Origin of the sequence: Microbacterium paludicola, assembly GCF_015235415.1 — a bacterium.
In the GTDB taxonomy this organism is placed as follows: Bacteria; Actinomycetota; Actinomycetes; order Actinomycetales; family Microbacteriaceae; genus Microbacterium; species Microbacterium paludicola.
In genome coordinates this window covers 39217-62866 of record NZ_JADGLL010000017.1, presented here as the reverse complement: position 1 = coordinate 62866, position 23650 = coordinate 39217, and the positions used below count along the sequence as shown (strand labels likewise).

Below are 23650 nucleotides of genomic sequence, written 5' to 3'. Positions count from 1 at the left end.
CGGGGCACCGGGTGCGTCGGCGGGGTCCGGCGCGGGGAGGGTGACGATGAAGGTCGCGCCCTCTCCGACGGCGCTGCGCAGCTGGATGTCCCCGCCGTGGGCGCGCACGATGTCGCGACTGATCGACAGCCCGAGGCCCGACCCGTGGGTGCTCGAGCGCCGCACGGCGTCGGCACGGTAGAAGCGCTCGAACAGGCGTTGCTGCTCGGCGGGGGCGATGCCGGGGCCGTCGTCGCGCACGGCGATGATCGCACGCGCGCCCTCGTTCGTGCAGCCGACCCAGACCCGGCCGCCGTGGTGCGCGTACTTGATCGCGTTCGAGAGCAGGTTGTCGACGACCTGGCGGATCCGCGCGGCGTCGGCGATCGCCGTGGCGGGTTCGAGGCCCTCGTCCTCGATCACGATCCCGCGCTCGGCGGCGCGGGGGATCGCGGCCTCCACCGCCTGGCGCACAACGGCCGCCGCGTCGATGGGGGTCAGGCGCAGGCGCGCGTCGACGCCACCGGCGCGCGCCGAGGCCGACAGCATGTCGGTCACGAGGGCGAGCAGGCGCTGCGTGTTGCGCTCGGCGACCTCGAGGTTCCGCTGCGCGGACGGCGGCAGGCCGGGGTCGTCGAGGGCGAGATCGAGATAGCCCATGATCGAGGTCAGCGGGGTGCGCAGCTCGTGCGAGACCGACGCCACCAGGTCATCGCGGGCCCGGAGGGCGGTTCGCTCGGCCGTCACATCGCGCGAGACGAGCAGGATGCCCGAATCGCCGTCGGCGCGCACCTCGCGTGCGGTCACCTCCAGCGCGCGGCGCCCGCTGCCGAGCTCGCCATGCCACAGCTCGAGCGCCTCGAACGTCTCGCCGCGCATCACCCTCGCGAGGGGACGCTCCGCCGGCATCAGGGGCGTGACCCCGTCCGCGCGGAACAGCGGGGCATCCGGATCGCCGTGGAGGCGGGTGTGGGCGGGGTTCGTGACCGCGATCCGTCCGTCGTGCGCGACGCGCATCACCCCGAAGTCGACCGTGTGCAGCACTTCGCTGACGAGCGTCTCCTGGCTGCGGGCCCGCTCGAACGCGCCCTGCAGGATGCGCGACTGTCGCGCCAGGAGGGTCCGCTGGGCAGTGGTGCGCCGCGAGAGGACCTGCCCGAAGGCCGTGAGGGCGACGAGCGTGAGCGGCAGCATCACGCCGCGCAGCTGTGAGTCGGCGCCGTGCACCGCCAGCAGGACCCAGTAGATCGCGACCACGAGCAGGGTCACCGACCAGGAGATCAGCGGCCCGAAGACCACCGCCACCCACAGCACCGGGAACACCCACAGCAGACCGATGCCCGCGAGCGGATAGGCGATCTCGAGGAACATGACGGCGATCACGTCCGCGACCGGGATCGCGACGACGGCCAGAGGCGGCAGCCGATCCCAGCGCACGACCACGGCGCACGCGCTGGTGACGAACACGATCGTGATCCCGATGGTGAGCGAGCCGAGATCCGTGTACCGGCCGGACAGCAGGACGATCACGCCCGCGAGCAGCGCCACAAGACCCAGCAGCAGCTGGTTCAGGATGATCGTGCGCTCCCGCGACGGGTCGCGGGACGAGCCGAGCTCGGGGGACATGGAGCGACGTTACCGCGGGCCGCGGACCCGCTCGGTCCGGCTCCCGGGGAGCGGGTCCGACCCCGCGGATTCCGCCTTCAGCGGACAGCGGGCCCCCGCAGTGGAGGAATGTCGGATGGGGGTGGCAGAGTCGAGCCGTCCTCGCGCGCGCCCCAGCGCGCGATCCCGTCCCTGGAGGCCCCGTGCTCGGCAAGCTCCTTTTCCGTTATCTCCTGCGCTACCGATGGCTCCTCGCCGGCGTGCTCGTGTTCCAGTTCGCCGCGGCCCTCGCCGCGCTCTACCTTCCGTCCCTCAACGCCGACATCATCGACGAGGGAGTCGCCAACGGCGACACCGGCTTCATCATCCGCACCGGGCTCGCGATGCTCGCCGTCTCGTTCGGCCAGATCGTGGCCTCGATCATCGCCACCGCCTGCGCGGCACGCTCGGCGATGGCCACCGGTCGCGACATCCGCCGCGACGTGTTCACCAAGGTCAGCTCGTTCTCCGAGCGCGAGGTGTCGCAGTTCGGATCCGGATCCCTCATCACCCGCAACACGAACGACGTGCAGCAGATCCAGATGCTCGCGATGATGGGCGCCACGATGCTGGTGCAGGCGCCGATGCTCGCGATCGGCGGCATCATCATGGCGATCCGCCAGGACGTCGGCCTCAGCTGGATCATCGGCGTCGCCGTGCCTGTGCTGCTCGTCGTCGCCGGCCTCATCATCTCCCGCATGGTTCCGCTGTTCCGCAGCATGCAGGCGAAGCTCGACGGCGTGAACCGCATCCTGCGCGAGCAGCTCACCGGCGTGCGCGTTGTCCGCGCGTTCGTCCGCGAGGACATCGAGGAGGAGCGCTTCCGCGAGGCGAACGACGGGATCACCCTCGTCGGCCGCAAGGTCGGCTCGCTGTTCGTGCTGCTGTTCCCGCTCGTGATGCTCGTGCTGAACGTCACGGTCGTGGGAGTGGTGTGGTTCGGCGCGTTCGAGGTGAACGACGGCAACACCGAGATCGGCACCCTGTTCGCCTTCATGCAGTACGTCGGTCAGATCCTCGGCGGCGTGATGATGGCGACGTTCATGACGATCATGATCCCGCGCGCGGCCGTGTCGGCCGACCGCGTGGGCGAGGTCCTGGCGGTCGACAGCTCGCTGAAGCGCCCCGCGCAGCCGGTCACGACGATGCCGAGCCCCGGCTCGGTGGAGCTCGAGAACGTGTCGTTCACGTACCCCGGGGCCGACGAGCCCGTCATCGACGGAGTGAGCTTCCGCGCCGCACCGGGCGAGACCGTGGCGATCATCGGGTCGACCGGCGCTGGCAAGACGACGCTCGTCAACCTGATCCCGCGACTGTTCGACGCGACGGGCGGCACCGTGCGGGTGCACGGCGTCGACGTGCGCGAGGCCGACCTCGAGACGCTGTGGAACGGCATCGGGCTCGTGCCGCAGCGGCCGTTCCTGTTCACGGGCACGATCGCCTCGAACCTCCGGTTCGGGCGCGAGGACGCCACCGATGAGGAGCTGTGGGAGGCGCTCGAGATCGCGCAGGCGGCAGACTTCGTGCGCGAGAAGCCGAAGGGGCTGGACGAGCCGATCGTGCAGGGCGGCACCAACGTGTCGGGCGGTCAGCGCCAGCGCCTCGCGATCGCGCGGGCGATCGTGAGCCGGCCGGACATCCTCGTGTTCGACGACTCGTTCTCGGCGCTCGACCTCACCACCGACGCCCGTCTGCGGCAGGCGCTGTGGCGTGAGCTTCCGCACATCACCAAGATCGTCGTGGCGCAGCGCGTCTCGACGATCACCGACGCCGACCGCATCCTCGTGCTCGAGGACGGCCGCGTGGCGGGCATCGGCACCCATCAGGAGCTGTTCGAGAGCAGCGAGACATACCGCGAGATCGTCGACTCGCAGCTGGGGGCGAAGGCATGAGCGCCGTGACCGACCGCACGCCGGACGAGGCGGCAGACGACGAGCAGGCCCGCATCGAGGCCGAGCTCGCCGAGAAGGCGCGGCAGGACGGCGGCGGATGGGATGCCCCGCCGCCCGGCAAGCCGAAGGATCTCGGGCGCAGCTTCGCCCGGTTCATCGGACTGCTGGGGCCGTACAAGTGGGTCTTCGGCCTGGTGATGCTGCTCGGCGCCGTCGGCGTCGTGCTGTCGATCATCGCGCCGCGGGTGCTCGGCGAGGCGACGAACCTCGTGTTCGAGGGCGTCATGTCGCTGACGGTGGGATCGCAGTTCCCCGCCGGCACGACGCAGGAGCAGGTCGTCGAGGCGCTGCGCGCCGCGGGGCAGGCCGACCTCGCCAACACGATCGCGGCGATGCACCACTTCGAGGTCGGCGCCGGCATCGACTTCATGGCGCTGCGCGGCGTCATCGTGTGGGTGCTCGCCCTGTACGTCGTCTCCTCGCTGCTGCAGTGGGTGCAGGGCTACGTGATCAACGTGATCATGGTCCGCACCATGTGGCGCGTGCGCGAGCGCGTCGAGGCGAAGATCAACCGCCTTCCCCTGTCGTACTTCGACAAGGTGCAGCGCGGCGACCTGATCTCGCGCGTCACGAACGACATCGACAACATGACGAACACCCTGCAGCAGTCGCTGTCGGGCGCGGTCACGTCGATCCTCACCGTGGTCGGCGTGCTGATCATGATGTTCACGATCTCCTGGCAGCTGGCGCTTGTCGCCCTCGTCGCGCTGCCGCTGATGGGCGTCATCTTCGGCGTCATCGGCCCGCGCTCGCAGAAGGCGTTCCAGCTTCAGTGGGCGAAGGTCGGCCGCCTCAACGCGCGCGTCGAGGAGGCGTTCTCCGGCCACGCCCTGGTGAAGGTCTACGGCCGCGAGAAGGCCAACGAGCAGGCGTTCGACGCCGAGAACGACGAGCTGTTCGACGCGGCGTTCCGGGCGCAGTTCTTCTCGGGCCTGATGATGCCGGGCGTGCAGTTCATCGGATCGCTCACCTATGCCGGCATCGCCGTGCTCGGCGGCGTGATGGTGGCGAGCGGGCAGCTGCGCATCGGCGACGTGCAGGCGTTCGTGCAGTACTCGCAGCAGTTCACCCAGCCCCTCATGGAGCTCGGCGGCATGACCAGCGCGGTCATGTCGGGAACCGCGTCGGCCGAGCGGGTGTTCGAGCTGCTCGACGAGGACGAGCAGGATCCGGATGCCGAGGACGCACCGACCGCGCCAGACGGGCGCGGCGTGATCGAGTTCCGCAACGTCTCGTTCTCGTACACGCCGGAGCAGCCGCTGATCCGCGACCTGTCGTTCCGGGTCGAGCCGGGGCAGACGGTCGCGATCGTCGGCCCGACCGGTGCCGGCAAGACGACGCTCGTGAACCTCATCATGCGGTTCTACGAGCTCGACGGCGGTCAGATCCTGCTCGACGGGCAGGACATCTCGAAGATGACAAGGCACGACGTGCGCGAGCGCGCCGGCATGGTGCTGCAGGACCCGTGGCTGTTCTCGGGCACGATCCGCGAGAACATCCGCTACGGCCGCCAGTCGGCGACGGACGACGAGGTGATGGAGGCCGCGAAGGCGACCTACGTCGACCGCTTCGTCCACACCCTGCCGGAGGGCTACGACACGGTGCTCGAGGAGGACGCGGCGAACGTGTCGGCGGGCGAGCGCCAGCTGATCACGATCGCGCGCGCGTTCGTCTCCCGGCCGAGCGTGCTCATCCTGGACGAGGCGACGAGCTCGGTCGACACCCGCACCGAGCAGCTGCTGCAGCACGCGATGGCGGCGCTGCGTCAGGGGCGCACCTCGTTTGTGATCGCGCACCGTCTGTCGACGATCCGCGACGCCGACCTCATCCTGGTGATGGAGCACGGCGACATCGTCGAGCAGGGAACGCACGACGAGCTGATCGGCCGCGAGGGCGCCTACTGGCGCCTGTACCAGTCGCAGTTCGAGCACGCCGCGGTCGACCTCGACGCCGTCGAGGCGCAGGAGGTCTCCACGGCGACGGGCGCGGTCGACGTCCCGGCCGCCGCCGGTGCGCCCGCCGACGCGGCTTCCGTCGGTCCCGACACGGCTTGACGCCGCACAGCGAAGGGGCGACTCCGGATGGAGTCGCCCCTTCGTCGTTCCCGGTCCTACTGGAGCCCGAACAGCTCCAGAGGGTGGGTGAGGCGCCAGATCAGGTCGGGGCCGGCGATGTCGCCCTCGAGCGCGAGCGGGATGCTCGTCGAGTCGAACGGGCCCGTGGCGGTGAACTCGCCCACGTTGGCACCGTCGGCGAGGCCGACCTCGATGTCGTACTCCGACTCGATCGCGGGAAGACCGCCGTCCCACAGGATGACCGAGGCGTCCCGGGTCGTGACGACCTCGGCGCTTTCGCCCCACTCGGTGGTGACGGTCGCGATCGTGGTGCCGGCCGTGACCGACGGGCTCGTCTGCAGCGACTGTTCCGCCTGATCCAGCAGCGTGCGGCTCACGACCTCGCGGCCCTCCTCATCCGGCTGCCCGAGCACGGCCGCGTAGACGCGCACCGTGGTCTGGCCGAGGGTGATGTCCTTCGCGGTGAGCAGGTTCCACTGCTCCTGCCAGCCGTCCAGAAGCGTGCCGGTCTTGATGCCGGCGACGCCCGGCTCGCCGAGCAGGGGGTTCGTGTTCTCGACCTTGCCCGCGCCGGGGAGATCGATCTCGGGCATGGCGACGATGTCGGCGATGATCGGATCGGCCATCGCCGCGCTCGCGAGCTTGATCAGCGCCGCGGGGGTGGCGGTGTTCTCGGGGTCGATGCCGCTCGGATCCACCATCGTGATCCCGGAGAGCCCGTGCGCCTCGAGCCACTCCGGCACGGCCAGCACGAACGCGTCCTTCGAGCCCCACAGCTCGGTCGTGAGCCGGTCGACGTAGTTGTTGGCGGAGCCGACAAGGATGCCCTCGAGCAGCTGGCGCTCGGTGAGCGTGCCGTCGATCGGCACATCCAGCGCTGACTCGTTCTGGTACCGGTACTGCCAGTAGAGCTGGCTGTCCTCGGCCGTGAACGAGTAGGACGGGCCGTCCTCGCCGACGCCGAGCGGCGCCTTCTCGAGGATCATCATCGCGGTGACGAGCTTCGTGATGCTCGCCATGGGAGCTGCCGCCTCACCCGAGGCGGCGACGGTGCCGAGGCCTTCGGCGCCGAGGGCGGCCGAGCCGTCGACGGGCCACGTCACGCCCAGCGGCTTGCCCGCGGCGGGCTGCACGGTCGCCTCGGCCACGGTGGGCTCCACCGCGCCGAGCGGCCACAGCGCGCAGCCGGCGACGTAGGCGATCGCCAGCGCGCCTGCCGTCAGCAGCGGCGCGGCCACCGATGCGCGGCGGCCGTCGCGCACGGGCGGCAGCAGGTCGGCGGTGGCGGGAACGTGCGGCGAGGTGCTGAGGGCCGCCGGCGCGGGGCGCGCCGCGATCGCGGCCGGATCGACCCACGCGAGCGCGGCGGTCGTCAGCGCGACCGGCTCGGGCCGTGGCGCGGGGGATCCGGATGCCTTCGGGGCCGGGTTCTCGAGGCCGAGCGCCTCGATCACGATCGCCGTCTCGCGGCGCGCGCGACGTCCGCCGGGCATGGGCTGGGGCTGCGGGTCGAGCTCGTCGGCCGACACCGCCCGCCGGATCGCGCGCTTCTCGAGCTCGATCAGCCCGGCGACATCGAGCGCCTGGGTCGCGCCGAGGGCGTCATCCGGTGCTGCCGGCTCGCGGCGCGCGGTCGCATCGTCGGCGGTCTCCGCGGCGCGCGTGGGCGCCGCGTCGCCTGCGGCGCTCGCATCGAGCGCGCCGCGCGGGGGGAGTTCGTCGGGGGCCACCCGATTACGGTACCTGCGGATGCCCGGGAGTTGCCGGAGATCCGCTGGTCAGCGAGCGCGCCGCGCTGGTCATAGAATCTCCACCAACACCACGGGAGTCCGGCGAGCCGGGCTGAGAGGAAGCGAACCGCGCTTCGACCGTCGAACCTGACCCGGATCATGCCGGCGCAGGGAGGAGAGAGATGAACACGTCCACGTCTGCGTCCATCGCCAAGGACACCACAAAGCCGTCGGGCCGCCGCACCTGGCGCGTCGTCGACATCGTCGTCGCCAGCGTCATCGGCGTCGCCGCCGGTGTCGTCTTCTGGCTGTGGGGCCTCGCCTGGCCGGGCCTCGACAGTCTGCTCGCATTCACCCCGGGGCTCTCGGGCCTCCTCGCCGGCGGCTGGCTCTTCGCCGGCGTGCTCGGCGGGCTCGTCATCCGCAAGCCCGGCGCCGCGCTCTTCACCGAGGTCGTGGCCGCCGTGGTGTCGATGGCGCTCGGCACCCAGTGGGCCTTCCTGACCTTGGTCTGGGGCCTCGTCCAGGGTGTCGCGGCCGAGCTCGGCTTCGCGCTGCTGCTCTACGCCAACTGGCGTCTGCTCGGCGCGCTCACCTCGGGGGCGCTCGCCGGCGTCGCGGTCGCCGTGCTCGACACGAACTTCTCCTCGGTCGCCGCGCTGGCGTTCGAGGCGCGCGCGGTCTACTTCGTGTCCGCCATCGTGTCGGGCGTCGTCATCGCCGGTCTGCTGTCGTGGGTGATCGTCCGCGCCCTCGCCGCGACCGGCGCGCTCGATCGCTTCGCGGCGGGGCGGGAAGCCCGCGCTGTCGGATCCGACGCCGCGTGACCGCACGTGACGTCACCCCCGCCCGCGTCGAGGCGCGCGGCTGGGGGTGGCGGCACGCGGGGCGCTCGCGCTGGGCGCTGCGCGGGGTGGACCTGCGGATCGAGCCGGGCGAGCGCATCCTGCTGCTCGGGGCGAGCGGATCCGGGAAGTCCACGCTGCTCCGCGGCCTCGCCGGCGTGCTCGGCGACGAGGAGGACGGCGAGAGCACCGGCGCGCTGACGATCGACGGCCTCGCCGCGGCGGAGGCCCGCGGGCGTGCGGGGCTTGTGCTGCAGGACCCCGACGCCCAGGTAGTCCTCGCGCGCGTCGGCGACGACGTCGCCTTCGGGTGCGAGAACCTCGGCGTCCCGCGCGAGGAGATCTGGCGGCGGGTACCGGCAGCGCTCGAGGCGGTCGGGCTCGACGTGCCGCTCGACCGGTCGACGACCGCGCTCTCGGGCGGTCAGAAGCAGCGCCTCGCGCTCGCCGGGGCCCTCGCGATGCGGCCCGGACTGCTGCTTCTCGACGAGCCGACCGCGAATCTGGATCCGGAGGGCGTGACCGAGGTGCGCGACGCGGTCGTGCGCTCGGCCGCGGCCACGGGCGCGACGCTCGTGGTGGTCGAGCACCGCGTCGACGCCTGGGCGCCGCACGTCGACCGGGTCATCGTGCTCGGCGCGGGCGGCGAGGTCGTCGCCGACGGGCGGCCGGACGACGTCTTCCGCGGGCACGCGGCATCCCTCACAGAGGCGGGGGTGTGGGTTCCGGGTGTCACGCCGCGCGTTTCGCGCACCCCGGTGGCCGGCGAGGCGGAAGACCTGCTGACCCTCGACGACCTCGCCGTCGGCCGCCGCCCGTTCGGTGCGCGCGAGGCCGTCGTCGCCGCGTCGGGAATCGAGGCCGCTGTCCGCAGCGGCAGGCTGCTCGCGATCACCGGGCCCAACGGCGCGGGAAAGTCGACCCTCGCGCTCACGCTCGCGGGCCTGCTCGCCCCGGTGGCGGGCGAGGTCGCGGCCACGGCCGCGCTGGCGGCATCCGGGGATCCGGGTGCCCGCCGACGCCGTGGGCGGCAGCCGACGGCCGGCGACTCGCCCCATGCCTGGTCGTCGCGCGACCTGCTCACGCGGATCGGGATGGTCTTCCAGTCGCCCGAGCATCAGCTGCTCACCGCGACCGTCCGCGACGAGCTCGCCGTCGGGCCGCGCGCGCTGGGCCTCGACGACGCCGCTGTCGCCGCGCGCATCGAGCCGCTGCTCGAGCGCCTCGGGCTCGCGCGGCTGGCCGCGGTGAACCCGTTCACGCTCTCGGGCGGCGAGAAGCGCCGGCTGACGGTCGCCGCGATGCTCGCGACCCGGCCGCGGATGCTGGTGCTCGACGAGCCGACCTACGGGCAGGACGCCCGCACCTGGCGCGAGCTCGCGTCACTGCTGGACGACGTCCGCGCGAGCGGGGCCGCGGTGGTGTGTGTGACGCATGACCGTCCCCTCGTCGATGCGCTGGCGGACGACATCCTGTCGCTCGCGGCGCCCGCGCAGACGGGGGCGGTGTCATGAGCCTGGTCGCCATCGACGCCCGGCACAGCCCGCTCGCGCGCGTGAACGCGCTCGCGAAGCTCGCCGCCACGCTCGTGCTCGGCGTCGCGCTCATCCTGTCCATCGACTGGGTCTCGGCGGGTGTCTCCCTCGCGCTGACCGCGATCCTGCTGCCGTTCGCGCGCCTGCCGTGGCGGCAGCTGTGGCCGCGGATGTGGCCGATCCTGCTCGCGGCGGCGATCGCGGCGGCCGCGACCGTGCTCTACGGTCGCCCCGACGGGCAGATGCATGTCGAGTGGGGTCTGCTGCGGATCAGCGACGGGTCGATCGCGCTCGCCCTCGCCATCCTGCTGCGCGTGATGGCGATCGCGCTGCCGAGCGTTGTGCTGTTCGCGACGACGGATCCGACGGATCTCGCGGATGCGCTCGCGCAGCTGGCCCGCCTTCCCTCGCGGTTCGTGCTGGGGGCGCTCGCGGGGCTGCGGCTCGTCGGGCTGCTGATCGACGACTGGCGCGAGCTCGGTCACGCCCGCCGGGCGCGCGGCGTCGCCGATACCGGGCGGCTGCGCCGCCTCGCGGGGCAGACCTTCGCGCTGTTTGTGCTCGCCATCCGGCGCGGCACCAAGCTCGCCACGGCGATGGAGGCCCGCGGCTTCGGAGCCCCGGGCCAGCGCACCTGGGCGCGCCAGTCCCGACTCAGCCCGGCGGACGCCGTCCTCGTCGCGATCTCCGTCGTGATCGCGGGCGCCGCGATCGCCACGTCGATGTGGGCGGGCACCTGGACCTGGATCCTCGGCCTCTAGCCCATCGCCTGTTCGTTGAGCGAGCGAAGCGAGTCGAAACGGTGGAAACGAGCCTCGGCACGGTCTGGGCCGTTTCGACTCCTCGCTGCGCTCGTCGCTCAACGAGCGAGGGGGGATGGGGCGCAGCATTCCCGGTCGTTGAGCGAGCGAAGCGAGTCGAGACGGGGGAACGAGCCTCGGCACGGTCTGGGCCGTTTCGACTCCTCGCTGCGCTCGTCGCTCAACGAGCGAGGGGGGATGGGGCGCAGCATCCCCGGTCGTTGAGCGAGCGAAGCGAGTCGAAACGGTGGAAACGAGCCTCGGCACGGTCTGGGCCGTTTCGACTCCTCGCTGTGCGCGTCGCTCAACGAGCGAGGGGAGCGTCAGCGAGGCGAGTCAGCGAGGCGGAGGGGGTCTCGGTCGTCGGGAGGGGGTGAGCGAGGAACGAGCGAGCCGGGCCCCCGCTGGCGAACGAGATCCCCCGCAGCCGAGCGGAAGGCACTCACGGCCCTGCAGGCTCAGCCCAACTCCCGCACAAGCCGAAGACGGAACAGCCGCACCTGCCTGCCCGAGTCGCGCTCGTAGGTGCGGTAGCCGGGCCACTGGCGCTCGATCCGCTTCCACGCGGCCTCGCGGGCGTCCGGATCCGTGTCGATCCGCTCGGCGACGACGGCGTAGCGGCGCCCGCGGACGGTGATCTGTTCCTCCGGGTGCGCGATGAGGTTGTGGGTCCAGGCGGGGTGGCGCCCGCGCGCGAAGTTCGTGCCGGCGACGATGGCGCATCCGGTGCCGTCGGGCGTGTACATCAGCTCGCTCGCGCGGAGCTCGCCCGTGCGTGCACCGACCGTGTGGAGTGTCAGCGAGGGGACGAGCACGCCCGACACCTGCGCGCGTCCCCCGGTCAGCGCGCGCACGACCCGCTCGGCGACGGGAAGCAGGATGGGCCCGGCCCCGCGGAACAGGCGCGTGCGCGTCAGCGGCGCCAGCGCCGCCCGCACGACTCGCACGACTCGCGACATGCCTTGATCCTCCCCCCGGATCAGGTCGCGTTCCAGAGGGCGCGGTAGTACGTCGTGCGGAGCGGATCCGGATCGATGCCGTACGCCTCGAGGAACAGGTCGTCCCACCCGGGGCCGTAGTTCCATTCGAGGCTCATCGTCGCGACCGCGATGTCCGCCCATCGGTCGGCGACGCCGAGTGAGCCGAGGTCGACGTGGGCGGCCCAGCGGCCGTCCTCGCCGAGCAGCGTGTTCGGCGCGCACGCGTCGCCGTGGCACACGACGAGCCGGTCGGTCGGCGGCGGATCGCGCAGCTCGTCGGGCAGGACGATCCCGCGCCCGGCGGCACGGGAGGCCCGCGCGGGCACCGACCAGTCGAACGGGCAGTCGTCGACGGGCAGTGCGTCGTGCAGCGCGCGCAGCCCCTCGGCGATCGCCTGCACGGCCACCTCCGGCCGGGCGACCCAGTGCGGGGCCACGGCCGACTCGCCCGCGAGAGCCTCGGTGACGAGCCACTCCTCGGCCTCGGTCTCGCCGTGCGCGCGCACGCGCGGCACCGGCGTGAACGGCGCCGCCCAGCGAAGCCGCTCCGCTTCCTCCGCCATCGACGCCTCGCCGTGCCGCGGCCCGTGCTTGATGTACGTGTCGCCGGCCCGCCACGTCACCCCGCCCAGTTGGTTGCGCCACACGGGCGCGAGCTCGGCGCCGCCCGCCAGCGCCCGCACGCGCGCAGGCGCCTCGATCGCCTCGAGTGGGATGCGGCCGAGCGGGGAAGGTGCGGACATGCGCCCATCCTGCCCGCTCGCTGCGGCCTCGACTCGCTCCGCTCGCTCGGCCCGTTTCGACTCGCTCCGCTCGCTCAACGACCGAATGGTGTCAGCCGCCGAAGGCCTTCACGATCGCCTGCACCGCCTGGTAGACGCCGAGCACGATGAACAGCAGCGCCGTGATGCCGAGGGCGACGTTTGAGTACCACTTGTTCCGGTAGTCGACGGGGATGCGATCCGTGTTCAGGATCGGCAGCAGCGTGATCGCGAGGAACGGCATGAACAGCGCGCCGAGGAATCCGTACAGCAGGATCAGGAAGATCGGCTGGTCGAGCAGGAGCAGCAGCATCGGCGGGAACGTCAGCCACACGAGGTAGACCTTGAACCACTTGCCGCCGGCCTGGGAGTCGGGGTGCGCCGATCCCTTCCCGGTGACATTGCCCATGAAGTCGGCGAACATCAGCGAGACGCCGTTCCACACGCCGAGCACCGACGAGAAGCCCGCGGCCCAGAACCCGACAAGGAACCACACGCCGATGAAGTCGCCGTACCGCTCGCGCAGCACGCCGTCGAGCGCGAGCAGGCTCTGGTCGCCGCCCTCGAGGGTGACACCCGCGGCGCGCACCACCTCGGCGCCGACGATCAGCATCGAGATGACGAAGATGCCGGTCATGACGTACGCGACCGTGTTGTCGATCCGCATGACGCGCAGGAACCTGGGCTTGTCCCAGCCCTTCTCGCGCAGCCAGTAGCCGTACGCGGCGAGGGTGATGGTGCCGCCGACGCCACCCGCGAGGGCGAGGGTGTTGAACACGCCGCCCTCGGGCATCATCGGCACGAGGCCGGAGATCGTCTCCAGGAAGTTCGGTGCCGCGATGACGGCGAGGATCACGATCGTGACGAACATCAGTCCGACGAGCACGGCGGTGATCCGCTCGAAGACCTTGTACTTGCTGAACCAGATCATCGCGAAGCCGAGGAGGCCGGTCAGGACGGCCCAGAACCAGGTCTGGGCGCCGAAGCTCCCCTCGGGGAACAGGGCGGCGATCGGAAGCGCCGTCGAGCTCATCGCCGACGCGCCGTAGACGAAGCCCCAGATGACGATGTAGGGAGCGAAGTACCAGACGGGCCAGCGGCCGAGCGAGCGCCAGCCCTCGAAGATCGTCCTGCCCGTCGCGACCGTGTAGCGTCCGGCACCCTCGACGAGGACGATCTTCAGGATGACGCCGACGACCACCGCCCACAGCAGCATGTAGCCGTAGTTCGATCCGGCCACCAGCGTCGCGACCATGTCGGCCGATCCGACGCCCGTCGCGGCCACCACGAGGCCGGGGCCGATCACCCGCCAGCGGGGCGTGTCGGTTGTGTCGTCGGGTGTCGTCTGCGTGCTCATGGCACTCCTCACCTCATCGTGCGGACAGGGTTACTGGACACATCCTTTCGCGGCGCGCGGGCGCAGAAGCGCGAAGCGCCGCGGAAGTGGGCAGAAGTGCCCGCGGAGGACCGCTGGCTCAGGGAGTGACCGCGAGCGCGGCGACGTCCGCCGGGTCGGCCGCATCGGGCGCGTTCACGCACACCGTGTCGGCGAGCCCGGCGAAGCGGGCGCGCAGGCCCTCGTGCACCTCGGCGGGAGTGCCGGCGACGGCGAACGCGTCGAGCATGTCGTCGTCGACGAGTGCGGCCATCTCGCGCCACTCGCCCCGGCGGGACGCGTCGTGCAGGCGGTCGGCGATCTCGTCCCAGCCGTGCAGCTCCATCACGGGGCGGTATGCGGGCGTGGACGCGTAGAACGCGATCTGCTGCCGCACCGCGGCCTCCTGCTTCGCGCGCGCGGCGGCATCCGACGCGACGATCACGAACGGCAGCGCGATCAGCTTCACCGGCTCGGTGAGCGCCGAGCGGGTGCGGCCCTTCGCGAGCGCCGGCACGCTGACCTCGGCGAGGTATTCGCGCGTGGTGAAGGCGTGCGCCACGAACCCGTCGGCCGCCTCGCCGGCGAGGCGGGTCATCGCGGCACCGACGCCCGCGAGCCAGATCGGCGGGTTGCCGTGCGGGTTGGGGCCGGGGTCGAACACCGGAGACATCAGCGTGTGCTGGTAGTGCTCGCCGCGCACCTGCAGCCGCTCACCGGTCTCCCACGCGTGCCAGATGGCGCGCAGGGCGGCGATGAACTCGCGCATGCGCGGCACGGGCGCCGACCACGGCATCGAGAAGCGCTTCTCGATGTGCGCCTGCACCTGCGACCCGAGGCCCAGGGCGAAGCGCCCCTCGGCCGCGAGGTGCACGTCGTTCGCCGCCATCGCCACGGTCATCGGGTTGCGGGCGAACGCCACGGCGATCGCTGTCGATACCCGGATGTCGCGTCCCGCGCGCTTCGCCTCGCGCGCCGCGAGGGCGCAGCCGATGAACGGGTCGTGCTGCGTCTCGGTCAGCTGGAGGCCGCTGAAGCCCGCCTCCGCCGCGAACCGCGCCGCCTTCTCCGCGCCGTCGGGGCTCGCGTCGCGCGTGCCGATCTCGATGTGGAACTCCGTCGTCTCACTCACCCGGCCATTCTGCGGGGAGGCGACGGCGACGGAGGCATCCGTTGTCGGATCCCCACGAGAAGGATCCGGACTCGACCACGGGCCCCGATGCGCCTACTATCGATCCTATAGGATTTTGGATCGCGGGCGATGAGGCCCAGAGAGGAAGCGGCGCGATGACGCGACTGTTCAATGACCCGGCGGCGTTCGCCGACGAGATGACCCAGGGCTTCGCGGACGCGGCATCCCGCTGGGTGCAGCGCATCCCGGGCGGCGTCGTGCGCTCGACCCGCTCCGAGGACCAGCAGGTCGCCCTCGTCATCGGCGGCGGCAGCGGTCACTACCCGGCCTTCGGCGGGCTCGTCGGCCCGGGCATCGCGCACGGCGCGGCGATGGGCAACCTCTTCGCCTCGCCTTCGGCACACCAGGTGTACTCGGTGGCGAAGGCCGCCGACCAGGGCCGCGGCGTGCTGTTGAGCTACGGGAATTACGCCGGCGACGTGCTCCACTTCACGCAGGCGCAGGACCGCCTGAACGCCGAGGGCCACGACGTGCGCACCGTGCTGGTGACCGACGACATCTGGAGCGCGCCGCGCGAGCGCATCGATCAGCGCCGCGGGATCGCGGGCGACCTCGCCGTGTTCAAGGTCGCGGGCGCCGCGGCCGAGGCGGGCTACGACCTCGACGGCGTCGAGCGGGTCGCCCGGTTGGCGAACGCCCGCACCCGGTCGTTCGGCGTTGCCTTCTCGGGCTGCACGCTGCCCGGCGCCGACGCGCCGCTCTTCGAGGTGCCCGAGGGTCGGATGGCCGTCGGCCTCGGCATCCACGGCGAGCCCGGCATCGACGAGGTCGACATCCCGACCGCCGCGGGCCTTGCCGAGATGTTCGTGACGAAGCTGCTCGAGGAGCTTCCCGACGGCGTGAGCCTCGGCGGCGCGCGCGTTGTGCCGATCCTGAACGGCCTCGGCAGCGTGAAGTACGAGGAGCTCTTCGTCGTCTACCGCACCGTTCACCGCCTGCTCGCCGAGCGCGGCGCCGTTGTGGTCGAGCCCGAGGTCGGCGAGCTGTGCACCAGCTTCGACATGGCGGGCTGCTCTCTCACGCTGCTGTGGCTCGACGAGGAGCTCGAGACGCTCTGGACGGCACCCGCCGACACCCCCGGTTACCGCAAGGGATCGGTCGCGCCGCAGCGGCACGTGGAGGTGCACGTCGACGCGGCCGACGAGGAGCAGCCGATCGGGCCCGCGAGCGACGAGTCCCGCGCCCTTGGCCGCGCGATCGCCGACGGCCTCGACGCCGTGGCAGGCGCCCTGGACGATGCGGCCGACGACCTGGGCCGGATGGATCAGGTCGCCGGCGACGGCGACCACGGCATCGGGATGCAGCGCGGATCCCGCGCCGCCCGGGACGCCGCGCACCGGGCGGTGGACGGCGGCGCCGGGGCGCGCACAGTGCTCGCCCACGCCGCGGAGGCCTGGAGCGACAAGGCGGGCGGCACCTCGGGCGCCATCTGGGCCGAGATCCTCCGGACCGTCGGCGAGGCGCTCGGCGACGAGTCGACGGCGGATGCCGCGGCGGTCGCCACCGGCGTGACGGCTGCGAAGGACGCCGTGATGGCCTTCGGCAAGGCGAAGGTCGGGGACAAGACGATGGTCGACGCGATGGTGCCCTTCGCCGACGCGCTAGCCGCGGCGGTCGCCGGCGGTCGAGGGCTCGCCGACGCGTGGGACCGCGCGACCACGGGGGCGGAGGGAGCCGCGCAGGGCACCGCCGACCTCGTCGCCACGCTCGGCCGGGCCCGCTCGCACGGCGAGAAGTCGATCGGCACTCCCGACCCGGGGGCGGTCTCGTTCGCCCTCGTGTGCCGCACCATCCACCGCACCCTCGGATAACGAACCGCGACACCGCGATCCCGCGGAGCTAAGGAGCAAGGAACATGGCACTTCGTCTCATCGTCGGCAGCGACGACGCCGGCTACCAGTACAAGGAGGCGCTGAAGGCGGACCTCGAGCAGAACGACCTCGTGGCGAGCGTCGTCGACGTCGGCGTCGACGCCGACGGGCACACCTCGTACCCGAAGATCGCGATCGAGGCCGCCGAGCGCGTCGCGCGCGGCGAGGCGGATCGCGCCCTGCTGATCTGCGGCACCGGCCTCGGCGTCGCGATCGCGGCGAACAAGGTCACGGGCATCCGCGCCGTCACGGCCCACGACTCGTACTCGGTGGAGCGTTCGGTGCTCTCCAACAACGCGCAGGTGCTGTGCATGGGGCAGCGGGTGGTCGGGCTCGAGCTCGCCCGGCGCCTCGCGCGCGAGTGGCTCACCTACGAGTTCGACGAGACCAGCCCCTCGAACGAGAAGGTCCAGGACATCTGCTCCTACAAGGGCGTCTGATCCCGTGTTCGTCATCGGCGCGAGCCTGAAGCTGTACTTCGGGCGCGAGCGGACGATGACGTGGGCGCGCGCGGTCGCCGAGCTGTGCGCCGCACACCCGGCGGTCTCGTCGGGAGTCGTGGAGCCCTTCGTCATCCCGAGCTTCCTGTCGATCCCGGAGGTCGTGTCGCTCGTGGGCGACGGACCTGTGCGTGTGGGGGCGCAGGATGTGTTCTGGGACGAGGGCGCGTACACGGGCGAGGTGTCGGCGCGGCAGCTGGCGGAGTTCGGCGTGAGCTTCGTCGAGATCGGCCACGCCGAGCGGCGCCGGATGTTCGGCGAGACGGATGAGACCGTCGCCCGCAAGGTGGACGCGGCGCTCGCCGCGGGCCTCGTGCCGCTCGTCTGCGTGGGCGAGGAGGTGCGCGGTTCGCCGGCCGCCGCCGCAGACGCCTGCGTGGCCCAGCTGGAGGCGTCGATCGGGCCCGCGCTCGCCGCGGGCCGGACGGGGCGGGTGCTCGTCGCGTACGAGCCGGTGTGGGCGATCGGCGCGGCCGAGCCGGCGCCGGATGAGCACATCCGGGCGGTCTGCCTCCGGCTTCGGGAGGCGCTCGGGGACTCGGGGGCCGGTGACGGCTCGGCGGTGCTGTACGGGGGGAGCGCGGGCCCCGGGCTGCTGTCGCGGATTCCGGATGCCGTCGACGGGCTGTTCCTCGGGCGGTACGCGCATGATCCCGCGGCGTTCGGCCGTATTCTCGATGAAGCTCTCGCCTGCGCGAGTGCGGGCGGTCAGCGTTCGGCGGCCGGGGATGAGGGGCGCGGCGGCGACGTCGCGGAGAGGAGTGGGCGATGAGCAGTCTGCCGCTCGGACGCGTCGTCGAGATCGAGCGTCGCGGTCTGCGCGACCGCGTCTACGACATGATCCTCGAGATGCTCCTCACGGGTGAGGTGGAGCCCGGGTCGCGCCTCTCGATCGATTCGATGGCGAGGCTGCTCGACGTGTCGCCCACGCCCGTCCGGGAGGCGATGGTGCAGCTGGAGCGCACGGGCCTCGTGACGCGCGAAGCGCTGCGCGGGTACCGCGTGGCCCCGCCGCTCGGGGCGGACGAGCTTGCGCAGCTGTTCGACGCGCGCCTGGTGATCGAGCCGGCCGCGGCCGCGGGCGCTGTGGCCGCGCGGGAGGAGCACGGCGAGTCCCTGCGAGCGGCTCACGCCGCGCACGTCGCCGCCGCGCAGCACGTGATCGACGAGCACACGGATGCAGGCGTCCCGCTCGAGGTGACGAAGAGCTATTTCGCGGCGGACGGCGAGTTTCACCGGCAGCTGTTCCTCGCGGCGGGCAACCATTACCTGCTCGAGATGTACGACGGGCTCGGCGCCCTCGTCCACCGGATGCGGCAGGCGGTGCTGGGGGGCCCGGATGACGTGCGCGAGGCGGTGGCCGAGCACGAGGCGGTGTTGCACGCCGTCGAGCGCGGCGACGCGGAGGCGGCGGTCGTGTGCATGCGCAGCCACATCCAGAACGTGCGCGGCCGTTCGCTGCGCGACACCGAGCGCGCGTAGTTCCGGCGCTGGATGCGCACCCGGCGGCAGGTGCGCACGGACCCGGCGCCGGGGGTGCCTAAGCAACCCGGGCGAAGTGCGCTCAGCCAGTGACGCTGAGCGCGTTGCCTGCGACGCGGCCGGTGGAGCCCGTGCGGCTGCGCGGGCCCGTCATCTCGACTCGCTTCGCTCGCTCGATAACCGATTTGGCTGGCTCTCGCCTGGCATGTGCGCTGTTGCCTGCGAGGCGACCGGGGCGGGGCCGGTGCGGCTGTGCGGGTCTGTCATCTCGTCTCGCTTCGCTCGCTCGATAATCGGATTGGCGCGACCGGCACGCGGCCCGTGTGGCTGTGCGGGTCTGTCATCTCGTCTCGCTTCGCTCGCTCGATAATCGGATTGGCGCGACCGGCACGCGGCCCGTGTGGCTGTGCGGGTCTGTCATCTCGTCTCGCTTCGCTCGCTCGATAACCGGATTGGCGCGACCGGCGCGGAGCCCGCGCGGCAGTGCGGGCCCGTCATCTCGACTCGCTTCGCTCGCTCGATATCCGAGCTGGCTGCCCGCGCGCGTCAGGCGGCGCGCGGGGGTGGGTCCCAGAGCCAGCGCAGTGGGGACTTCGAGCGCAGCTCTCTCGGCGGGCCGTCCGGCGGGTGGAGCATGTGCGGGCCCGTGCCGTCGCGGCGGATGCGATGACCGCGGTGGTGAAGGTTCATGTGGTGATATCGGCAGAGCAGCACGCCGCGGTCGACGTCGGTGCGCCCGCCGTGGGCCGCCCACTCGTCGATGTGGTGCGCCTCGCAGTACGAGGCCGGCATCGTACAGCCGGGCCACACGCAGCCGCCGTCCCTCACCGCCAGCGCGAGGCGCTGCTTCGGCGTGAACAGGCGCTGCTCCCGCCCCACGTCGAGCGGGTTTCCGCACGAGTCGACCGTGACCTCGACCGTGCCGGTGGTGCAGATCGCCTGCTCCACCGCCGCCGCGGGGAGGGCGTCTCCGCCGTCCTCGAGGTGCCCGACCGGATCGTCCTTCACGACGACGACGCGCACCCCCGGCTGCCGGGCGCCGAACACCTTCTCGGCGTCGGCTGTCGCGCCCGCACGGAGCACATCCATCAGGAGGTCGTATGCAAGCTGCTCGTTCGTGCGCGGATCGTCCACCAGCTGCTGCGCCCGATCGGCCTCGGCCGGGTCGACGAACCGGGGACCGCCGCGGCGGGGTCGCAGTGCGGCGTCGATCATCGCCTGCACCCAGGCCGAGCCGTGGTCGTCGTACCGGATGCGGGCGTGGCGCACCCCGTCGGCGTCGGTCCACATCCGGAACGACCGCGCCTCGTGCCGGGCGAGGTATCGCGCCTCGGCCCCGGTGGGATCGAGCCGGTCGCGGATCTGCCGCGCCACCGCCGCCAGGTCTTCCACCGTGCGCACCGCCACCTCGGCGAGCAGCTGCTCGGCGGCAAGACGCCAGGCCTCGACCGCATCGGCGTCCGGCCCATCCGCTCCCGGCTCGACCGGAGGCGCACCCAACCCGCGCAGGATCGCATCGGCCTGCGCCGTCGTCGCCCGTCCGTCGAGCACGGCCGCGTCGACGGGCTCGTGCCACGGCACCTCCCGCCCGGCGCCCGGTTCCCGTTCCGAGGCCTGCCCCGGCAACGCCGCCTCGACCAGCGACTCCCCGAGCCGCACGTGCCTCACCGCCTCCGCCCGCGACGATCCGGACAGCTCCTGCACCAGATCGACGGCATTGCGGTGCCCGCGCGCCTGCGCAAGGCCACCGTGCCCGGCCTCCCGGGTGGATCGCGTGGCGACGACTCCCGCCCCGATCGACTGCATCCGCTGCCCGGCCTTCACGAGGGCCGCCCCCAGCCCCGTGAACCGCACGACGTCCTCGTCCGAGAGGGCCGAGACGGAGTCCACGCCGACCGCGGCGAACGACGCGAGTGCGTCGATCCGCTGCTGCAGCTCGGTGAGGAAGTCCATGCCCCCAGTCTTCCCGGGGCCACCGACATTCAGGCCCGAAATCCCCAGTTCAGCGGCCACATCCGCAAACCGGTGGATAACTCGCCACGGAGGCATCCTGTGGACGAGAGGCAAACCGCCGAGGCGCCCGCCGAACGCCGGCAACCAGCCCGAGACCACACCCCAGATCGACCCCCGCGACCAAGCCCCCTTGACTTCCCGCTCCCTCGATCCTATAGGATCTTCGGTGGCGCCACGATGGCGCACGGAATGCAACGGAGCACACCTATGGCGACTGCCTCGTACGAGTACACCCGGGAAGCCTGGCCCATCGCGACCTGCCTGCACGGGTTCCCGACCGTCGGCAAGGACGGCACGGCCCTGCATGACGCGTCCCCCGAGGTCTGGGACGACATGTTCGAGCAGATCGAGGACGTCGGCTTCACGCTCGCCGAGCTCGCCGACAGCCACGTGCGCCCCGCCGACCTCGACGCGAGCCGCACCGACGAGTTCCTGTCGATCGCCAAGGCACACGGGGTGCGGATCCCGAGCGTTCACCTTCAGCGTCAGAGCGTGATCTGGCCGGGCCGCGAGGAGCAGAACCTCGCCTACGCCCACCGCACGATCGACGCCGCGGCCGAGTGGGGGATGGACGTCTTCTCCACCGGCCTTCACCAGCCCTTCACCGAGGCGCAGCGCAAGGCCCTGTGGTTCTGGACCGCGCAGGGGCCGAAGGACCCGGATGACCCCGAGGTCTGGAACGCCGCCGTCACGCGCCTGCGCGAGCTCGGCCGTCACGCCGCCGAGGTCGGACTGCAGATGTCGCTCGAGATGTACGAGGACACGTACGTCGGCACGGCCGACAGCGCCGTGCGCCTGATCGAGGACATCGGCCTCGACAACGTCGGCATCAACCCCGACATCGCCAACCTCATCCGCCTTCACCGGCCGATCGAGGACTGGCGCGAGATGTTCGCGAAGACCCTGCCGTACACCAACTACTGGCACGTGAAGAACTACACGCGCGACGAGGCGGCCGACGGCTCGTGGGCGACCTCGGTTCCCACGTCGATGGAGCTCGGCCTCATCAACTACCGCCAGGTCGTCCGCGACGCCATCCAGGACCATGGCTTCCGCGGCATCTTCCTCATGGAGCAGTACGGCGGCGATTCGCTCGGCGTCTGCGCCACGAACGCGGCGTACCTGCGCACGCTCATCCCCCGCACCGTCACCGACATCAAGGAGTGACCGAATGACCACCATCGCCATCGTCGGCTCGGGCTACATGGGCGGCGGCATCGCCCAGGTGCTGGCCCTCGCGGGCTACGACGTCCGCATCGCGGACGTGTCCGCCGAGATCGCCGCAGCCAACCTCGAGCGCCTGATCACCGAGGCCGGCCAGTTCGTCGCCGACGGTCTGTTCCCGGATGACGCGGTGCAGCGGATCCAGGATCGGATCAGCGCGGCCGAGTCGATCGAGGACGCCGTCGCCGACGCCGACTTCATCGAGGAGGCAGTGCCCGAGAAGATCGAGATCAAGCACGCGACCCTCTCGCGGATCTCGCAGGCGGCCCGTCCGGATGCGGTCATCGGATCCAACACGTCGACGATCCTGATCGCCTCCCTCGCGACCGCGGTGGAGCGCCCGGAGCGCTTCCTCGGTGTTCACTTCTCGAACCCGGCGCCGTTCATCCCGGGCGTGGAGATCATCCCCCACGAGGGGACGGACGAGGCGCTCCTGCCGTTCGTCGAGGAGATCGTGCGGGCGACCGGCAAGCAGACGGCGCGGGTCAAGGACTCGACGGGGTTCGTGCTGAACCGCCTGCAGTACGCGCTGTTCGCGGAGGCCTCGCAGCTCGTCGAGGAGGGCGTCGCGTCGGCGACCGACATCGACACGATCGTCCGCACCACGTTCGGATTCCGGCTGCCGTTCTTCGGCCCGTTCGCGATCGCCGACATGGCCGGGCTCGACGTCTACGCGTTCTGCTACGAGTCGCTGCAGACCCGCTGGCCCGAGCGCTTCGCCACCCCGGCCGCGCTCAAGGAGCTCGTCGACGCCGGCAAGCTCGGCACGAAGTCGGGCGGCGGCTTCCTCGACCTGCCCACCGAGCGCACGCCCGAGCTGATCGCGTACCGCAACAAGGCGTACGTCGCGATGCAGAAGCTGCTCGACGAGCTCGGGCCGGCCCCGATCCACGCGCCCGCCGACGAGGCTCGGGAGGCGACCGCATGACGACGTTCCCCGAACAGTGCAGCGTGATCCTCACCGGCGCGGCCTCCTCCCGCGGCATCGGCCGCGCCACCGCGCACTACCTGGCGGAGCGGGGCTGGAGCGTCGGGATCATCGACCTCGACGAGTCCGCCGCTCAGGCCGTCGCGGCCGAGGTCGCCGAGGCCCACGGTGTCACGGCGGCCGGCGCCGGCGCGAACGTCGCCGACGAAGCCCAGGTGCGCGCCGCGTTCGACGCGCTCGAGCCGCAGCTGCCCCAGCTCGTCGCGCTCGTGAACCTGGCGGGGGTCTCCTCGGCCGACCCGTACCTCGAGGTCACACCGGACGAGTGGAACCGCGTGATCGGCGTGAACCTCAACGGCGTCCACTACGCAACCCGTCGCGCCGTCGAGACGATGACCGCGAACGGCGTCGGCCGCGTCGTCAGCATGTCGTCGATCTCGGCGCAACGGGGCGGCGGCACGTTCTCCAAGACCGCCTACTCGGCCGCGAAGGCCGGCGTGATCGGCTTCACACGGTCGGTGGCGCGCGAGCTCGGCCGCCACGGCGTCACGGTCAACGCCATCGCGCCCGGCCCGATCGACACCGACATCATGGGCGGCACGCTCACCGAGGAGCGCAAGAGCACCATGGCGGCCGACGGCGTGCTCGGCCGGATCGGCACCCCGCGCGACGTCGCGGCGGGCATCGCCTACCTCATCAGCGAAGACGCCGGCTATGTGACGGGCCAGACCCTGAACATCGACGGCGGCACCTACATGCACTGA

General features: G+C 71.8%; 19 protein-coding genes and 1 riboswitch. Of the genes, 12 read left to right on the top strand and 7 right to left on the bottom strand.

All coding sequences use genetic code 11. From position 1 onward, the window contains the following. Positions 1-1605 (bottom strand): sensor histidine kinase (locus tag IR155_RS08695; protein ID WP_135114440.1); only part of this gene is annotated, 1605 nt, incomplete at its 3' end. A gap of 182 nt (positions 1606-1787) precedes the next feature. Between IR155_RS08695 and IR155_RS08690 the strand changes: the two genes are divergently transcribed. Then, a complete protein-coding gene (locus IR155_RS08690) occupies positions 1788-3515 on the top strand; it encodes an ABC transporter ATP-binding protein (RefSeq protein WP_135114439.1) in 1728 nt (575 codons plus the stop codon). Then, positions 3512-5629 (top strand): ABC transporter ATP-binding protein, encoded by a 2118-nt coding sequence (locus IR155_RS08685; RefSeq protein ID WP_135114438.1) that lies wholly within the window; start codon positions 3512-3514, stop codon positions 5627-5629. The genes IR155_RS08690 and IR155_RS08685 overlap by 4 nt, the downstream gene beginning before the upstream one ends. Before the next feature lie 56 nt (positions 5630-5685). Here IR155_RS08685 and IR155_RS16230 read toward each other — a convergent pair whose 3' ends face one another. Further along, on the bottom strand, positions 5686-7380 hold the full coding sequence (locus IR155_RS16230; RefSeq protein WP_135114437.1) for a D-alanyl-D-alanine carboxypeptidase: 1695 nt from the start codon (positions 7378-7380) through the stop codon (positions 5686-5688). 81 nt (positions 7381-7461) lie between these two features. Beyond that, a riboswitch (TPP riboswitch) is annotated at positions 7462-7571 on the top strand. Here IR155_RS16230 and IR155_RS08675 point away from each other — a divergent pair. The 3 genes from IR155_RS08675 (at position 7563) to IR155_RS08665 (ending at position 10521) form a co-directional block, all read left to right on the top strand. Further along, a complete protein-coding gene (locus IR155_RS08675) occupies positions 7563-8207 on the top strand; it encodes an ECF transporter S component (protein ID WP_135114436.1) in 645 nt (214 codons plus the stop codon). It overlaps the preceding riboswitch by 9 nt. Beyond that, on the top strand, positions 8204-9739 hold the full coding sequence (locus IR155_RS08670; RefSeq protein ID WP_233441157.1) for an ABC transporter ATP-binding protein: 1536 nt from the start codon (positions 8204-8206) through the stop codon (positions 9737-9739). The genes IR155_RS08675 and IR155_RS08670 overlap by 4 nt, the downstream gene beginning before the upstream one ends. Beyond that, positions 9736-10521: an energy-coupling factor transporter transmembrane component T family protein gene (locus IR155_RS08665; protein WP_135114435.1), complete on the top strand. Its 786-nt coding sequence runs from the start codon at positions 9736-9738 to the stop codon at positions 10519-10521. Before IR155_RS08670 ends, IR155_RS08665 begins: the two co-directional genes overlap by 4 nt. A gap of 497 nt (positions 10522-11018) precedes the next feature. Here IR155_RS08665 and IR155_RS08660 read toward each other — a convergent pair whose 3' ends face one another. The 4 genes from IR155_RS08660 to IR155_RS08645 all read right to left on the bottom strand — a co-directional run bounded on the left by IR155_RS08660 (position 11019) and on the right by IR155_RS08645 (position 14808). Then, positions 11019-11519, bottom strand: a complete 501-nt coding sequence (locus tag IR155_RS08660; RefSeq protein ID WP_135114434.1) for a nitroreductase family deazaflavin-dependent oxidoreductase — start codon at positions 11517-11519, stop codon at positions 11019-11021. 20 nt (positions 11520-11539) lie between these two features. After that, on the bottom strand, positions 11540-12283 hold the full coding sequence (locus IR155_RS08655; protein ID WP_135114433.1) for an aminoglycoside 3'-phosphotransferase: 744 nt from the start codon (positions 12281-12283) through the stop codon (positions 11540-11542). A 91-nt stretch (positions 12284-12374) separates the two neighbouring features. After that, a complete protein-coding gene (locus IR155_RS08650; RefSeq protein ID WP_135114432.1) occupies positions 12375-13658 on the bottom strand; it encodes an Nramp family divalent metal transporter in 1284 nt (427 codons plus the stop codon). Positions 13659-13776: 118 nt separating this feature from the next. Beyond that, positions 13777-14808 (bottom strand): TIGR03617 family F420-dependent LLM class oxidoreductase, encoded by a 1032-nt coding sequence (locus IR155_RS08645; protein ID WP_209306759.1) that lies wholly within the window; start codon positions 14806-14808, stop codon positions 13777-13779. A 155-nt stretch (positions 14809-14963) separates the two neighbouring features. Between IR155_RS08645 and IR155_RS08640 the strand changes: the two genes are divergently transcribed. From IR155_RS08640 to IR155_RS08625, 4 genes are read left to right on the top strand one after another with little or no spacing between them, the layout of a single operon-like run. Then, positions 14964-16679: a dihydroxyacetone kinase family protein gene (locus IR155_RS08640; protein ID WP_135114431.1), complete on the top strand. Its 1716-nt coding sequence runs from the start codon at positions 14964-14966 to the stop codon at positions 16677-16679. 44 nt (positions 16680-16723) lie between these two features. Next, positions 16724-17179, top strand: coding sequence for a ribose-5-phosphate isomerase (locus IR155_RS08635; protein ID WP_135114430.1), 456 nt, complete (start codon positions 16724-16726; stop codon positions 17177-17179). A gap of 4 nt (positions 17180-17183) precedes the next feature. Then, on the top strand, positions 17184-18011 hold the full coding sequence (locus IR155_RS08630; RefSeq protein ID WP_233441156.1) for a triose-phosphate isomerase family protein: 828 nt from the start codon (positions 17184-17186) through the stop codon (positions 18009-18011). After that, positions 18008-18721 carry a GntR family transcriptional regulator gene (locus IR155_RS08625; protein ID WP_135114429.1) on the top strand — a complete coding sequence of 238 codons (714 nt, stop codon included), beginning with the start codon at positions 18008-18010 and terminating at the stop codon, positions 18719-18721. The genes IR155_RS08630 and IR155_RS08625 overlap by 4 nt, the downstream gene beginning before the upstream one ends. A gap of 546 nt (positions 18722-19267) precedes the next feature. On the opposite strand, the gene IR155_RS08620 is transcribed toward IR155_RS08625, so the two are convergent. Then, positions 19268-20674, bottom strand: coding sequence for an HNH endonuclease signature motif containing protein (locus IR155_RS08620; RefSeq protein ID WP_167760744.1), 1407 nt, complete (start codon positions 20672-20674; stop codon positions 19268-19270). Between the two features lie 267 nt (positions 20675-20941). Between IR155_RS08620 and IR155_RS08615 the strand changes: the two genes are divergently transcribed. The 3 genes from IR155_RS08615 to IR155_RS08605 are packed head-to-tail and all read left to right on the top strand — an operon-like array spanning position 20942 to position 23650. Then, positions 20942-21901 (top strand): sugar phosphate isomerase/epimerase family protein, encoded by a 960-nt coding sequence (locus IR155_RS08615; protein WP_135114427.1) that lies wholly within the window; start codon positions 20942-20944, stop codon positions 21899-21901. 4 nt (positions 21902-21905) lie between these two features. Then, on the top strand, positions 21906-22886 hold the full coding sequence (locus IR155_RS08610) for a 3-hydroxyacyl-CoA dehydrogenase family protein (RefSeq protein ID WP_135114426.1): 981 nt from the start codon (positions 21906-21908) through the stop codon (positions 22884-22886). After that, on the top strand, positions 22883-23650 hold the full coding sequence (locus IR155_RS08605; RefSeq protein WP_135114425.1) for an SDR family NAD(P)-dependent oxidoreductase: 768 nt from the start codon (positions 22883-22885) through the stop codon (positions 23648-23650). The genes IR155_RS08610 and IR155_RS08605 overlap by 4 nt, the downstream gene beginning before the upstream one ends.